Source organism: Mesorhizobium sp. P2_B5 (assembly GCF_056404775.1).
The window spans coordinates 109,639-123,672 of record NZ_JBFUDJ010000008.1; the positions used below are offsets into that span (position 1 = coordinate 109,639).

At 61.8% G+C, this 14,034-nt stretch carries 12 protein-coding genes, 1 tRNA gene and 2 pseudogenes; 3 read left to right on the top strand and 12 right to left on the bottom strand.

Going from position 1 to position 14,034, the window contains the following annotated elements; genetic code table 11:
- Nucleotides 1-146: 146 nt before the first annotated feature.
- The gene (locus AC1D1N_RS23565) at nucleotides 147-4,133 is read right to left on the bottom strand and encodes a PAS domain S-box protein (protein ID WP_477351385.1); all 3,987 of its coding nucleotides are present in this window, start codon (nucleotides 4,131-4,133) and stop codon (nucleotides 147-149) included.
- 306 nt (nucleotides 4,134-4,439) lie between these two features.
- On the opposite strand from AC1D1N_RS23565, the gene AC1D1N_RS23570 reads away from it, so the two are divergent.
- The 3 genes from AC1D1N_RS23570 to AC1D1N_RS23580 all read left to right on the top strand — a co-directional run bounded on the left by AC1D1N_RS23570 (nucleotide 4,440) and on the right by AC1D1N_RS23580 (nucleotide 6,145).
- Nucleotides 4,440-4,898 (top strand): phasin, encoded by a 459-nt coding sequence (locus tag AC1D1N_RS23570; RefSeq protein WP_112561969.1) that lies wholly within the window; start codon nucleotides 4,440-4,442, stop codon nucleotides 4,896-4,898.
- Nucleotides 4,899-5,246: 348 nt separating this feature from the next.
- Nucleotides 5,247-5,323 (top strand) — tRNA-His (locus AC1D1N_RS23575).
- Nucleotides 5,324-5,554: 231 nt separating this feature from the next.
- Nucleotides 5,555-6,145 carry a hypothetical protein gene (locus AC1D1N_RS23580; protein ID WP_477351387.1) on the top strand — a complete coding sequence of 197 codons (591 nt, stop codon included), beginning with the start codon at nucleotides 5,555-5,557 and terminating at the stop codon, nucleotides 6,143-6,145.
- On the opposite strand, the gene AC1D1N_RS23585 is transcribed toward AC1D1N_RS23580, so the two are convergent.
- The 11 genes and pseudogenes from AC1D1N_RS23585 to AC1D1N_RS23635 form a co-directional block, all read right to left on the bottom strand.
- Complete coding sequence (locus AC1D1N_RS23585) at nucleotides 6,142-6,342, bottom strand: hypothetical protein (protein ID WP_477351389.1); 201 nt, start codon at nucleotides 6,340-6,342, stop codon at nucleotides 6,142-6,144. The genes AC1D1N_RS23580 and AC1D1N_RS23585 overlap by 4 nt on opposite strands.
- A complete protein-coding gene (locus AC1D1N_RS23590; protein ID WP_436258324.1) occupies nucleotides 6,339-6,476 on the bottom strand; it encodes a three component ABC system middle component in 138 nt (45 codons plus the stop codon). The genes AC1D1N_RS23585 and AC1D1N_RS23590 overlap by 4 nt, the downstream gene beginning before the upstream one ends.
- Nucleotides 6,477-6,555: 79 nt before the next feature.
- Nucleotides 6,556-6,762: pseudogene (locus AC1D1N_RS23595) on the bottom strand (three component ABC system middle component); the annotation flags it as partial.
- Between the two features lie 84 nt (nucleotides 6,763-6,846).
- Complete coding sequence (locus tag AC1D1N_RS23600) at nucleotides 6,847-6,942, bottom strand: ABC-three component system protein (RefSeq protein WP_477351485.1); 96 nt, start codon at nucleotides 6,940-6,942, stop codon at nucleotides 6,847-6,849.
- A 29-nt stretch (nucleotides 6,943-6,971) separates the two neighbouring features.
- Nucleotides 6,972-7,316, bottom strand: a pseudogene (locus tag AC1D1N_RS23605) (IS3 family transposase); the annotation flags it as partial.
- A gap of 253 nt (nucleotides 7,317-7,569) precedes the next feature.
- On the bottom strand, nucleotides 7,570-7,971 hold the full coding sequence (cyoD, locus tag AC1D1N_RS23610) for a cytochrome o ubiquinol oxidase subunit IV (protein ID WP_107648313.1): 402 nt from the start codon (nucleotides 7,969-7,971) through the stop codon (nucleotides 7,570-7,572).
- Nucleotides 7,968-8,639: a cytochrome (ubi)quinol oxidase subunit III gene (locus AC1D1N_RS23615; RefSeq protein WP_436258325.1), complete on the bottom strand. Its 672-nt coding sequence runs from the start codon at nucleotides 8,637-8,639 to the stop codon at nucleotides 7,968-7,970. The genes cyoD and AC1D1N_RS23615 overlap by 4 nt, the downstream gene beginning before the upstream one ends.
- Complete coding sequence (gene cyoB, locus AC1D1N_RS23620; protein WP_436258326.1) at nucleotides 8,636-10,639, bottom strand: cytochrome o ubiquinol oxidase subunit I; 2,004 nt, start codon at nucleotides 10,637-10,639, stop codon at nucleotides 8,636-8,638. Before cyoB ends, AC1D1N_RS23615 begins: the two co-directional genes overlap by 4 nt.
- A 1-nt stretch (nucleotide 10,640) precedes the next feature.
- Complete coding sequence (gene cyoA / locus AC1D1N_RS23625; RefSeq protein WP_436258327.1) at nucleotides 10,641-11,591, bottom strand: ubiquinol oxidase subunit II; 951 nt, start codon at nucleotides 11,589-11,591, stop codon at nucleotides 10,641-10,643.
- A 133-nt stretch (nucleotides 11,592-11,724) separates the two neighbouring features.
- The gene (locus tag AC1D1N_RS23630; RefSeq protein WP_436258328.1) at nucleotides 11,725-12,951 is read right to left on the bottom strand and encodes an oxalate decarboxylase family bicupin; all 1,227 of its coding nucleotides are present in this window, start codon (nucleotides 12,949-12,951) and stop codon (nucleotides 11,725-11,727) included.
- Nucleotides 12,952-13,217: 266 nt separating this feature from the next.
- Nucleotides 13,218-13,799 (bottom strand): HdeD family acid-resistance protein, encoded by a 582-nt coding sequence (locus tag AC1D1N_RS23635; protein ID WP_436258329.1) that lies wholly within the window; start codon nucleotides 13,797-13,799, stop codon nucleotides 13,218-13,220.
- Nucleotides 13,800-14,034: the final 235 nt, after the last annotated feature.

Genomic DNA, 14,034 nt, shown 5'->3' on the forward strand with positions numbered 1-14,034 from the left:
CGATAGTCACACGTGACTTGAGGGAGAAATCCCGTTCCTCGTCCCCTGAGGATCAGATTCGCTCAAGCCCCCGTTGTGACAGCAAAATCCCTTTAAGGCGTCCTGTTGGACGCCTTTTCTTTGTGCCGGTTCTGGATGGAGCGGCTCTATTCCGCCAGAACACGCGTCGACGGGAAGGCGACCTCGACCAGCGTTCCTTCGCCGGGTGTCGAGGTGATGGTGAAGCGGGCGCGGTTCGCCTCCACCATCGCCTTGGTCAGCGGCAGGCCGAGGCCAGTGCCGTCACCACGTCCGCGCTTCAGCGCGTTGATCTGCTTGAACGGCTTCAGCGCCTGCTCGATCTCGGCATGGCTCATGCCGATGCCGGTGTCGCGCACCCGCATGACGACGTCGCCGGAGGTTTCATAGGCGGTCGACACGATCACCTGGCCGCCGGCCTGCGTATAGCGGATGGCGTTGGACAGGATGTTGAGCGCGATCTGGCGCACGCTTCTGAGGTCGGCGACCACTTCCGGCAGCCGCGAAGCAAAGCTGGAGCGGATGATGACGCGCTCGCGATTGGCCTGCGGCTGCATCATCGCCACCGTCTCGCCCAGCGTATCGTTGAGCGACACCGCCTCGTAGTCCATCTCCTGCTGGCCGGCCTCGATCTTCGAGATGTCGAGCAGGTCGTTGACGAGGTCGAGCACGTGGTTGCCCGAGCGGTTGATGTCGCGCAGATAGTCGCGGTAGCGATCATTGGCGACCGGGCCGAACTTCTCATCCACCATCAGCTCGGAGAAGCCGATAATGGCGTTGAGCGGCGTGCGGATTTCGTGGCTGATGCGCGCGAGAAAATCGGTCTTCTGCGAGGAGGCGCGCTCAGCCACCGCGCGCGCCTGGGTCAGGTCCTCTTCGGCGCGCTTCCACTGCGTGATGTCGCGCACCACGGCGCAGAAGCCGCTGTCGTTGGGCAGCCGGCCTATGGTCATGAACAGCGGAATGAAGCGCCCCTGCGCCTCCCGCCCGATCACCTCGCGGCCATCATTCATGACGCTCGCCACGCCGGGCTCGGACAGGCCGTTGAGATAGTCGCGCGCCGCGCGCTGGCTTTCGATGGCAAACAGCGAAGCGAACGGCTTGCCGGTTACCTCGTCGCTGTCGAAGCCGAACAGCGCCTCGGCCGGCCGGCTGATCGAGCGGATGTCGCCGTCACGGCCGATCAGCACCACGCCATCGGTCGCGGTGTCGATGATGGTGCGCATTTCGGCAATGCGCGATTTGAGCTCGGAAACGTCGGGCTGCGTCTGTTCTTCAGGTGCCACATGCGCAGCCACCGGCGCCTCATCGTCGCCGGTGCGCCGCACCACCAGCATCAGCGCCTTGCCGGCGCGCCATGGCACCGAACGCAGGATGGCTTCGATCGGAAATTCTTGGCCCTCGCGCGTCTTCAGCCGAAGCGCGTGGTCGCTTTCATCTGCCGCTTCAGAATAGGGATCGGCAAATAGCGCGTCGAGGCCCCCAGCATCGCTCAAATCCTCAAGCGTGTCATAGCCGGTGAGGCCGAGGAATTCCTCATTGGCGTAGTGAAGCTCGTCACCGGAATGGATCAGCAGCGGCACCGGCAATTTGCCGAGCAACGAGGTGTCCGGCGCCTTGTGTTGATCTCCGGCTGAAAATGCCGAGGGCACGAACCCTTCAAGCTTGAGCGGCGGCACTTTCAGGCGCGGCGGTTCTGCCGGCGCGGTGTCCGCAGCACCGGCCTTGTCACCGTCTTGCACGGCCGAACCGGTCGCCTCGCCGGCCGGGGCCCAATCCTCATTGTCCTCGGCATCGCGGAAATCGGCGGCAGTCATGCTGTCGTCTTCGCCGGCATCGGCCGGCGCCTCGGCAACAGCCGGTTGCGGTTCGGAAGCTTCGACGGTCTCTTGTGCGCCCGTCTCTACCGGCTCGGAAGCCGGCGCCGGTTCGCTACCGGAAGACGTCGCCGCGTCGCCTTCGCCGGTGACGGAGCCTGGTTCGGGATCGGCATAGTCGAGCAGCGAGCGCGACACGATCGGCGCTTTCGTCTCGCCCGCATCCTTGTTTGCAGCCGCTTTGTCCGGCTCGGCGCCGTCGAGCCGCGCCAGATCCTTTTCGTCCTCGGCGTCGCCTTCGGGCGGTTCGGCCTCAGCCGTTTCGCTTTCAATTGCCGGTGTTTCGGATGCGGCTGCCGGGATGGCTTCGTCCGTGGCCTCGGCGGGTTGCTGGGCTGGCGCGGCTGTTTCAGCCTGGTCCACCTCGACATGATCCGGCTTGGGCTGATCTGCCTTGGCGTGGTCCGGCCCGGCCACCTGATCTGGCTTGGCAGGTTCGGCCGGCTTGCTGGTCTCCGGCTGCTCCGTCGGGGGATTGTCCTTCTTCAGCCGCTCGCCGATCTCTCGGAAAGCGCTGCGTTCCAGCGTCGACAGGCCCTTATCATTGGCGGGCTGCCGATGCTCGGCCAGCCGAATGACCTTGTCGGCGAAACGCCGTTCCTGCTTCGGCACGATGGTCAGTGCAGGCACTTCGCCCTCGAACGGATCGGCCGCCTTGGGAGCTTCCGCCACGGTCTGTCCCGCGGCTGGCTCGGCTGCCGCCGGTGGCGTGCCGTTGGGGACCAGCGCCATGCCGATCGCTTCCGGATCGACCACCGCATCGCTGGCGCGGGCGACGCCGAACCCACGGAACCCTTCGAAGGCGCGGCTGCGGCCATAGACGGGGAGTGCCGCCAGATCGACAGGAATCTTCAGGTCAGTGCCGGTCACCGGCCACAGCACCGAGCGGCCCGACCAGGTGTCGCGCCGTTCGAGCAGGCCGGCGATCTCGCCAGAGGCATCGAGGCCGAATGTTGTCGCGACATCCTTGAAGCGGCGGCCGATCACATCGGCGGCGGGCTTGCCGACGATGTCGGTGAATTCCGGCGACAGCGCGCTGAATTTGCCCTCGGCGTCGGTGCGCCAGACGAAACGCAGCGGCGGCGCCGTGCGGTCGATCTCGCGGGCGGCGGGTGGCGCAGCCGGTGAGGTTACATTGGAGGGCAGGGTGGGCGAGGTGGCAACAGTACTGTCCGGCTGTGGGTTCACGGCCGACACAACCGATTCCGGCTCGGCTTCGGTCGGGCTGTCCGGCTCGCTCGCCTGCGGCTCTTCGCCGGCATGGAAGTACCAATGATCATGTTGCACAGGCGCGCTGTCGTTCGCCGCCTGCTCGCGGCCGGTCGTTTGCCCGCGATCGTCCGCCTTTGTATCGGCTGACGCCGAAGCATCATGCTCAGTCGCTGTCGGAGCGGCCTCGGCGACGTCTGGCACGACCGCGAGCGATGCGCCCTGATTCCCGCTTTCTGCGGGTTGGTCGGTTACTGCATCCGCCGTTACTGCTGCCGCGTCCTCTGGGGCGGCTTGCGTCGGGTCCGCGTCCTGCTGCGCTGCAGCAGGTTCGGCATCCAGCTCACCGACGGGGTTTTCCTCCCCGAGTTGATCCTCGTCGATGACCACCAGCAGATGCCTGGACTCGGTCAGACGGGCAAAGCCCGCCGGATAGGACGTGGTACCGCCCGGGACCAGCCGCTTGACGATGCGGTCGTCCTGGCTCGCCACATCGGCGACGAGCGCCGCCAGCGTTTCAGGCCGGATGGCGAGCGCGGCAAAACCATCCGAAGCCGCCTCGACGGTGCCGGCGGCGTCGACAAAGGCGATGAAATGGCCGTCTTCGTTAAAGCCGCTGATGGCGCGGGCCGCAATGTCGGCGGCACTGCGCGAGCCGGTCTGCGCTGCCGGCAGCGCCAGCATGATGGCGCTTTCGCCGTCCGGCATGGTCACCGCACTGGCCAGGAAGCCGACGGCGCGGCTGGTCATGCCGGTCGCCAGTCGCACCGTGATGGCACGGTCGCTGCCGATCTTCGGAAAGCCTGCGGTCGCCATGATCTGCCGCCTGGCGATCAGCGGCAGCTGTGCCGAGGCGCCGATGATGGCTTCGATATCGGGATAGCCGAACACCGCCGCGCCCGGCCCGTTGGCCCAGATCACCTGTTCGAGGTCAGCCGACAGAATCGCGATCGCGTCGCCGGCGGCGAAGCGCCGGCGGACCGCGTCGAGCACGGCGACATCGAGGAAAGAGTAGTTCTCGGACGGCATGCGCTTGGCGGACCCTTTCGGTGAAACCTCTTGGCGAACCTACAAGGCGGGCAATTTGCAGTTAACGCTTTGTTAATAAAAGCCCACGCGGCGAAGGTCCACAAGCCGTGGCGGAAAGCAGACGGAATCTCTGGCCTCTTGGTTAACGACCCTTGGGTAATGCCGGGGTAACGTCGCGGAAGAAATTCATGGTGCACTGCAACAAAGATATTGCATCGCACAAAAAAACCGCTATATTGCCATCATACATGAACGAGACGGCTTGACGGCTTTCTGTCAAAGCCGCTACCCCCGAAAGGATGGAAAATGACCAAGGCCAAGACCGCTGAGACCATCGAAAACGTTGAATTCCCGAGCTTCGACGCCTCCAAGGCGACCGACCAGATCCGCGCTTTCGCCGAAAAGGGCGTTGAGCAGTCGAAGGAAGCCTATTCCAAGCTGAAGACCGGCGCGGAAGAGACCCAGAAAGTTCTGGAATCGACCTTCGAGACCGCCAAGACCGTTTCCAGCGACCTGTCGCTCAAGACCATCGCCGCTCTGCGCGCCAATGCCGAAGCCGGCTTCTCCCATCTCGAAGCCCTGATCGGCGCCAAGTCGCTGTCGGAAGTCGTCGAGCTGCAGACCGCCTTTCTGCGCAAGCGCGTCGAGTCGACCGTCGAGCAGGCCAAGGAATTCCAGGCCGTTGCTTCAAAGGCTGCCGAAGACGTCTCCAAGCCGGTCAAGACCGCTTTCGAGAAGGCCCTGAAGGACATCAAGGCCGCCTAATAATTACGCACAACTCTGCGATGCATCAAAACGTCGCATTTCGTCAGACAAATAGATGTGCGATAGAGTTGTCCAGCGAATACCCGGCGAGTGGAACCTCCTCCCTCTGCTCTCCGGGGTGACCAGCCAGCACCTCCTCCCGCTGGCTCGTAACAGGAAAAGGCCGGCACCTCCTCCCGCCGGCCTTTTCTTTTGCCTGCTGAAAAGCGGTGCCCGCTCGAGGAACCGGGCTTTGCCTTATCAAAGGCCTTGAATTAGACTCTGATAGACCGTATTGGACGCATCGCCGAACGACAGAGCGGATCTCGGAGAATGAATTTTTCGCCACGATCTGGCTCAGGCGAACGTGCCGTTGTAGCTCAGATGGTTAGAGCGCCGGATTGTGGATCCGGAGGTCGCTGGTTCGATCCCAGCCAACGGTACCATCGGCTTTCTCCATAAATCATTGAATTTATTATAGAATTTTGACTTGCCGGTAGTCGATCTTGCGGCTAATTCCTACTTTGTGTTACCTATTGTGATACAAATGGTGGTTTTAGAGACGTGGGAAGACGACGCGAAGAGCATGATCCTGACCGCTTCCTGCAACTGAGGGGCGATCATTTTCACTACTACCGGCGGTGCCCAGAGAGGTCAGGGACCTGGACGAGCGTGGGGTGTTCGTGCGTCGCGCCCTCGACACCACTGACCGCATGAGGGCGCGCACCGCCCGAGATCTGCACGAGGCTGCTGACAACGCTTTGTGGGCTTCGTTGATGCTGGGTGAAAATCCACAGGCGGCGCGTGTCCGATACGACCAAGCCATCAAGCGAGCCGAGTCGCTGGGATTCGTCTATCGGCCACTTGCCGAGATCCTGGTCGCCGAGCCGCTCGATACGATCCTGCAGCGGGTCGAGAGCACAATAGGGGAGCCTGCCAAATCACCATCTGTCGACGCGGTCGGCGGCGCGGTCGCCCGCCCTGACGATAAGATATCAGAAGCGCTGAAGTTGTATTTCAACGAGATTGCTCGCGACCAAATCCGCACCAAAAGCCCTGACCAAAAGAAGCGCTGGAAGGCAAAGCGCGAAATGAGCGTCGATGTCTTCATTGGTCTGATCGCCGATAAGCCGATGAGCGAGATCACGCGCGACGACGCGCGAGCGGTGCACAAATATTGGCTGGACCGAGTTGCACCCGAAAAAGGGCGAGCAGACCGTTCGGCATCGACAGGCAACCGAAACATTGGCAACCTTCGAACCCTCTAGGACACGCTGCGTCGAATCTCGCCTTCCGGGATGGTACACTCGCCGCGACCCCAGCAGTAGTCGACGATGTCGAGCAAGGCTGACTTGCCCGTCTTCGAAGCCCCAGTGACGATGTTCAGCCGGCCGAGAACGAACTCGATGTCGCGGCGCTCGCCGGCATGGGAATAGATCGCGATAGCTCGCAGTTGCAGGATCACGGCGTCACGCCCATTGTCTGGAGGATTTGGACCGGCGCGCCTTGGTTGGCGAACCATCGGCCGAGCAGGCCGGCAGCGCGGCGGATATCGTCGACGTCTGACGTCGTCGCCTCCGTCTTCGCCGTAAGCCTCATGGGCTTCGCGCCGTCCGCAGCCCTCTGCTTCCACCGTCAGGGCCCGATGCTGCGCGAGGAAGAGCAGGGCTTCTCGGCTGATCGGTCGAAGGCGTAGGGTGCGTTCAGGCCACTCGGCGAGCAGTGCCTCATTGTCCGCCGACCAGGTGGCGAAAGTCGTGTTCGCCCGGCCGGGCAGTACGGCAAGGGTGGGCGGGTGCAGCACCAAGGGCAGGACGACAAAGCCTAGGGGAAGCGGAAATGCCGTGGCGCGGATCCGTTCGTAGTCCTTAGTGGCACGAGCGATTAGCTCACCGCAGAAGGCGGGATTGAGAAGCGCAGCCCGCGGGAGGGCGGTCGTGCCAAGCTAAACTCCACCGCGAGGCCATGGTTAAACCTCCTCGGCGGCGCAAGCCGTCTCGTAGTCCGGATGCCATCCGACGCGCAGGTCGTTGGCCAGAATATGGTAGGAGCCGACGGTCAGGATGGCCTGGTGCCGGTTTTTCGGACACGAGGTTAAGCTAGCATAGCTTGCTCCTCGAACTCGATGGGGCTGAGATAGCCCAGAGTCGAGTGCCGTCGCCGAGGGTTATAGAAGCATTCGATGTAATCGAACACTTCCGCCCTCGCGTCATCCCTCGTCCTGTAGACCTTGCGGGCCGTCCGCGCGGTCTTGAGCGACGAGAACAAGCTTTCCATTGCGGCATTGTCCCAGACGTTGCCGGACCGGCTCATCGAGCAGGTAATGCCGTGATCGGCCATCAGGCGCTGGAACTGCTCGCTCGTATATTGCGATCCCTGGTCCGAATGATGCAGTAGGCTGTCTGGCTTGCCTCGGCGCCAGATCGCCATGATGAGGGCGCCTGGACTGGAGGCCCACCCAGAACCGCAGAATGCCTGCCGCCATTAATGTAATGTGATTGCCAGCACGAGCGTATAAGCCGAGGCTGCAAGCTGTGGATTGTGGAACGCGGCAACGCCAGCGATTGTGTAAGCGAATCTGCTCCACTGGTTGCGCCACGAAACAAGGAAAATGTGCTACGCACTGGCTGAGCTTTGAATCTACGCGCACGGGCACCTCTGCCGCGATAGATCGCGTCCGCCTCGCTTTGGGTCAACTTTGCATCTGCATGATCTGATCGATGGGCATCATGTTGTGGTTCATATGTGCCATGATCCAGAGCGATCCGACGATGACTAGGAGAACGATCAACACACCAAAGGCAAGCGCCAAGACGTTGTTGACGTTGTCGGGGCCGGTGGTGATGTGGAGGAAAAAGACGAGGTGAACGCCCATCTGCGCGATCGCAAGGACGGCCAGCGCGACAGGAATGCTCGGCTCCCAAACCAGTGCAGTGCGAGTGATAAAGAAAGACACCAGGGTAAGCAGCGTTGCGAGCCCTAGCCCGATCAAGTAAGTCCTGATTTCTTCGGCAGCCTCGTATCCGTCGAGGCTCTCGTCACCCGGCGCGGTGTCGACGTAGTGCGAGTCTTCGTCCTGCTCGGCGTGGCTCATTGGGTGACTCCCATCAGATACACCATTGTGAACAATCCGACCCAAATGATATCAAGGGCATGCCAGAACAGGCTGAAGCAAAGCAGGCGCCGCAGAATGGCGGGCCGGTAGCCCTTTGCGAACACCTGCGCCATCATCGTGAGCAGCCATAACAAGCCGATGGCCACATGCAGGCCATGGCAGCCAACCAGCGTAAAGAAGGCCGACAGGAACGCGCTCCGCGTTGGGCCTGCCCCGAGCGCAATCATGCCCATGAACTCGCGGACCTCGATGCCAAGGAATGCAGCCCCCAGTATGAAGGTTGCGGCCATCCCGCCATGGAACCAGAATCCGTTGCGCGTCCGGGTGCCGATGCCTGCGAGGCCGCAAGTGAAGCTCGACAAGAGAAGGCAGGCCGTCTCGATGCCGACATTGCCGAGGTCGAACAGTTCCCGCCCGCTCGGCCCGCCGGCCGTCGCGTCAACCAGCACCGCGTAGGTCGCGAAGAAGGCGGAGAACATGACGATGTCGCTCAGCAGGAATATCCAGAAGCCGTAGCCTGCGATGATACGCTTCGACGCTAGCGCATAGGCCGCATGCTTCGCGCTGTGTTGAATATCCGGCGAGCCCTGGGCACGCCCGACGTGGTTCGGGCCGTCCCGGCCGACGGCCGCGTCGAACGCGCTCATGACGGCGTCCCCGATAGGGCGAGTGTCTCGCCGCGCGCGGTTCGGTTGGCCCGATCGATGCGTGCTACCACGTCAGCCGGAATCAAATACTCGACTTCATCCCGCCAGGCGAAGACAACAAAGGTTGCGAACGCGCCCACCGCAGCCAGGACCACGATCCACCAGATATGCCAGATCAGTGCGAATCCCATGAAGGTGGCGAAAAAGGCGCAGATGAAGCCCGTGGGACTGTTCCTCGGCATCTCGATGTCCGCATAGGGAGGTTCCTCGCCCGGCATGGCCTGCTGGCGCGCGCGCTGCTTCATGCCCCAGTAAGCCTCGTCGCCCTCGACGTTCGGGAGCACCGAGAAATTGAAGGCTGGTGGCGGAGAGGGGGTCGCCCACTCGAGCGAGCGTCCATTCCAGGGGTCGCCGGTCTCGTCGCGAAGTTCCTTACGCCGGCGAATGCTGATGGCGAGTTGCGCGATCTGCAGGATTATGCCGACCAGGATGATGGCCGCGCCGCCGGCCGCGATCAGCAACCAGGGACGCCATTCGGGGACATCGTAGTGCTGCATGCGACGCGTCATACCCATCAGGCCTACGACATAAAGCGGCATGAAGGCGACGTAGAAGCCCACGATCCAGCACCAGAACGATGCTTTGCCAAGCCCTTCGTGCAGCCGGAAGCCGAAGGCTTTCGGAAACCAGTAGGTGTAGCCGGCGAAGGCACCGAAGAGCACGCCTCCGATGATGACGTTGTGGAAATGGGCCACAAGAAAAAGGCTGTTGTGCAGGACGAAGTCCACCGGGGGCACCGCGAGCAGGACGCCAGTCATCCCGCCGATGACAAATGTGACCATGAAGGCGATCGACCACAATATCGGTTGGGAATAGACGACCCGGCCACCATACATGGTGAAGAGCCAGTTGAAGACCTTTACGCCCGTGGGCACCGCGATAATCATCGAAGCGATACCGAAAATCGCGTTGACATCGGCGCCGGCCCCCATGGTGAAGAAGTGGTGCAACCACACAGTGAAGGAAAGTACGCATATGGCCATCGTCGCCATGACCATCGACCGATAGCCGAACAGCGGCTTGCGGGAAAAGGTCGAGATCACTTCCGAAAATATGCCGAAGGCGGGCAAGATCAGGATGTAAACTTCAGGATGTCCCCACGCCCAGATCAGGTTCATGAACATCATCACGTTGCCGCCGGCTTCATTGGTGAAGAAGTGAAAACCGACGTAGCGATCCAGCAGCAGCATCGCCAAAGTCGCCGTCAAGATGGGAAATGCCGCGACGATCAGCAGGTTGGAGGCGAGCGTCGTCCAGCAGAACATCGGCATTCGCATCAAGGTCATGCCAGGTGCACGAATCTTCAGGACCGTCGTGACGAAGTTGACGCCGGTGAGCAAGGTTCCCACACCGGATATCTGGAGCGACCAAAGATAATAGTCGACGCCGACGCCGGGCGAGTAAGCTATCTCCGACAGGGGAGGATACGGCAGCCACCCGGTGCGCGCGAACTCGCCCACGACCAGCGAAATATTGACGAGCAACGCGCCGGTAGCGGTGAGCCAAAAGCTGACCGAGTTGAGGGTCGGGAACGCCACGTCGCGGACCCCAAGCTGCAGCGGCATGACGAAGTTCATCAGCCCGATCACGAAGGGCATTGCGACAAAGAAGATCATCAGCGTGCCGTGGGCGGAGAAAATCTGGTCGTAGTGCTCGGGTGGCAAGTAGCCTTCGGAGCGGAACGCCAGCGCCTGTTGCGACCGCATCATGATCGCGTCGGCGAAGCCGCGCAGCAGCATCACCATCGCGAGCAGGATGTACATGATCCCGATCCGCTTGTGGTCCACGCTGGTGATCCACTCGCGCCAAAGGTACGGAAGCCAGCCCTTCAGCGTGACCCATGCGAGGACGCCGACAATCACCACACCCACCAGGGCGGCCGTGAACAGTGGGATCGGCTGGTCGAGGGGAATAGCTGCCCAGCTGAGTTTGCCCAACATCCTAGTCCTCCGTCCGTGGGGATACGCTCGGATTGGGCCGGCCGGTCTGCGGGCCAGGTACAGGCGGCAGTTGCTGTGTGACGATCTGCTGGAAGAGGTCAGGATCGACCGCACGGAAGGTGAAAGGAGTGGTGTTCACGCTTTGCCTGGCCAAGGCAGCGTAGCTCTTGGCATCGAGGCTTGGCCCCATGCCGCGCGTGGCATCAATCCAGGCAGCGAACCGCTGCGCCGACACCGCCTGCACCTCGAAATGCATGTCCGAGAAACCATTGCCACTATAGTGGCTCGAAAGGCCGCGGAAGGTGCCCGGAGCGTCCGCGCGCAGGTTCAACTGCGTTGTCATGCCGTTCATCGTGTAGATCATGCTGCCGAGCCGCGGTACGAAGAACGCATTCATCACGCTCGCGGACGTCAGCGAGAAATGAATGGGAGTGCCGGCAGGAACGACAAGATGGTTCACGCTCGCTATACGCTGGCCCGGGTAGATAAAGAGCCACTTCCAATCCAATGCGACCACCTGGACCTCCAGCGGTGGCGTGTTTGATGTCAACGGTTTCGCGGGATCGAGTTCATGGGATCCGATCCAGGCCACTCCGCCTAGGAGCATGATCACAAGGAGGGGAATGGACCAGACGATGAGCTCGATACGGCCCGAATACTCCCAATTCGGCAGGTAGGTCGCTCTTGTGTTGGAGGCTCGAAACCACCAGGCGAAGATAAAGGTGGCGACGATCGTCGGCACCACGATGGCGAGCATGATGGCGAGCGAATCTATCAGGATCGTTTTCTCTGCAAGCCCGACCGTCCCTTGCGGATCGAGAACCGCCGGCTGGCATGCCGTCAAAACGATCGGTGCCAGGAGGACAGCGCATCGCGCCACCCTGGCGCGCGTCGATCGACGACCCGGCAAAGGCCGTTCGCGGTCTGTCAGTCCATCTGACATGGCGGGCATCACTGCGCTCCCTCACGCTGTCGTGAGCATCCTGGTGTATGCTTCGCGTCCGAGCAGCGGGCTCGGAACGACAACAAGAACTGCAAGAGAAGCGAGGGCAGCGTCACCGGCTCGCGCACCCGGCTGCGCGATGCTAAGCCGGCACGACCGGCGACTTCTCCTTGCGCAAGGCGTGCAGAAACTGCGAGTCGACACGCAAACTGGCGCGGACCAACTCCGGCGGTGTGAGGGCAAGCCACTGATTCAGTGACACGTCGGCGAAGTGGTCGCTCTTGAACACCTCCAGATATCGCAGCGTCGTGTTGCCTGTGTTCTCGATATAGTGGCCCATGGCGAAGGGTACGTAGCCGACGTCGTTGGCCTGGAAGTCGAATGTGCGGGCCGCGCCCGACGCCGCGAACACCCCCATGCGGGCCTGACCCTGAATATAGTACTGCCATTCGTTCGTATTGGGATGCCAATGCAACTCGCGCACCGCTCCCGGCTCGACCTCAACCAGGGCCGCCGCGATTGTTCTGGAAGCCGGGAATACGCTGCTGTCGGTAATTCGCGCAGTTCCATGTTTCATCTTGATCGGAGCCTGTGCCATCATGCGGTGACTGAAAGCGTGCGGGACTTCAACCGCGCCCGCGATCTTGTCTGCGCTGAGCGGTCCCGGAACCCGCGCGGGAAACATGTAAAGCTCACTGGGATCGGGGATGCTCGCAAGGCTCGACGCCGGAACGCCGAAATTCTTGGCGAGCACCTCAGGAGGCGTGTGTTTCAGAAAGTCGCTCAAGAGGAAGGTGTTGTCCTCGTCGAAGTCGCCGTCATCGAACACCAAGAGGAATTCCGTCCCGTCCGGATCAAGGCCCTGGATCGAGTGTGGAATGCCCGACGGGAAATACCAAAGGTCGCCGGCGCCGACGTCGTCGACGAAATTGTGGCCATTGGCATCGACTGCCGTGATGCGTGCTTTCCCATACAGAACGTAGGCCCACTCGGCGGCCTTGTGCCAATGCAACTCACGCACGCCACCGGCATTCAGGCGCATGATCACGCCGGCGATGTCCTTGGAGACACCGAGCTCGCGCACTGTCACCTGCCGGGTCCAGCCGCCGCCAGACAGTCGGATGTGGGCATCGTCAAACGAGAAGCGCAGGTTCGGCAGCACACCCGCATCCGTACTCGGTGGCACCATCAGGTCCGGATTCTGAGCTATTCGGGAAGGATTCATCGGACCAGGGTTGGTGCCGCCGCGGCCGTTGGCTATCGGGTCACTTTTCTGCGCCTGGGCCAGTGTCGCCGTCGTGAGCAAGCCGCCGGCTGCTGTCGCAGCCAGCATGGTTCGACGGGATATCTTGTCGGTGACTATGCTCATTTTGTTTCTTTCCTTGTTGCGGTGGACTTCTCGACGGCGCCAATTGGTTGGCCGCGGACCGCATGAGTGTCCGCTGGGCACGCAAGGCACACGATATCGATCGGGCGCTGACGAGGTCTTTCTTGTTGACGCACGCAATAGCTGAATCGCACGACGATCGTGGCTGTCAGAGGTGGAGCGATGCGGAGGAACGCTGCTCGCGATCGTCTCGGGCGGCTTGCGGCAAATGGAAACGCTCAGGCTATCGCGCCCGCCTGTTTCCATTTTCACATCCACGACAACGTGCTGCTCTTCAGACCAAGGCCGAATGCCAGGAGTGTCGCACCTTGCATGGTCAGGTCGATTGTCAGAATCGCGCCTGGCGCCGCCAGAGTATTGAGTGGCCGTCCGAAGAGGATGACAAGGCCCGCAAGAAGCGTAACTGTCCCTGAAAACGCAACCCAGCCCCAGGCCAGATGGCGCCTGGACTGGAGGCCTACCCAGAACCGCAGAATGCCTGCCGCAGTTAGTGTGATTGCCAGCACGAGCGTGTAAGCCGACGTTGCAAGCAGTGGATTGTGGAACGCGGCGATGCCGGCGATTGCATAGGCGACGCCGCTCAACGACCAGAATGCAAACGATCTCCATCCCTGAATATTGAAAGCGTGCACGACCTGCGCGATGCCGGCTACCGACATCAACACGCCAATATAGAAGAGGGATAGCACCGTAGCGGCGAACAGCTCCGCGAATCCCAGAAAACCCAAGCTTAGCAGAGTGATGCCAAGCAATATGAAAAGCCAGCATTTTGCACGCAACTCTGGGAAGGCTGAGCCGAGATTTCGGGACCGTTCGATCGCATGTGCCATGAGTTCCTCCTTCAGTTCAGTCGAGAAACGCTGCCGAATGTAGATGTTAAGAAGGCGAGCGGTGGGTTCCGCCCAGGGCGTTGAACCGGGCGTAATCCTGTTTCGTCATACCGCTCTCGGTGCTGCCAGGACTTGTGCGTTGTTGCCTTGGCCGGCTCTGATTTGTGTTTTCCGCCAGATCCTGGGCTCGCTCTCAAGCCTGTGTCGTCGATGGGTCGCTCGGTCGCTGGGGCGC

Bases quoted from the DNA above. Each gene is read 5' to 3' on its own strand.
- AC1D1N_RS23590 (WP_436258324.1), bottom strand. From the start codon at position 6,476: ATGAGGCTTACGGCGAAGACGGAGGCGACGACGTCAGACGTCGACGAT.
- AC1D1N_RS23615 (WP_436258325.1), bottom strand. From the start codon at position 8,639: ATGAGCGCGTTCGACGCGGCCGTCGGCCGGGACGGCCCGAACCACGTC.
- cyoA (WP_436258327.1), bottom strand. From the start codon at position 11,591: ATGCCCGCCATGTCAGATGGACTGACAGACCGCGAACGGCCTTTGCCG.
- AC1D1N_RS23565 (WP_477351385.1), bottom strand. From the start codon at position 4,133: ATGCCGTCCGAGAACTACTCTTTCCTCGATGTCGCCGTGCTCGACGCG.
- cyoB (WP_436258326.1), bottom strand. From the start codon at position 10,639: ATGTTGGGCAAACTCAGCTGGGCAGCTATTCCCCTCGACCAGCCGATC.
- AC1D1N_RS23570 (WP_112561969.1), top strand. From the start codon at position 4,440: ATGACCAAGGCCAAGACCGCTGAGACCATCGAAAACGTTGAATTCCCG.
- AC1D1N_RS23630 (WP_436258328.1), bottom strand. From the start codon at position 12,951: ATGAGCATAGTCACCGACAAGATATCCCGTCGAACCATGCTGGCTGCG.
- AC1D1N_RS23635 (WP_436258329.1), bottom strand. From the start codon at position 13,799: ATGGCACATGCGATCGAACGGTCCCGAAATCTCGGCTCAGCCTTCCCA.
- cyoD (WP_107648313.1), bottom strand. From the start codon at position 7,971: ATGAGCCACGCCGAGCAGGACGAAGACTCGCACTACGTCGACACCGCG.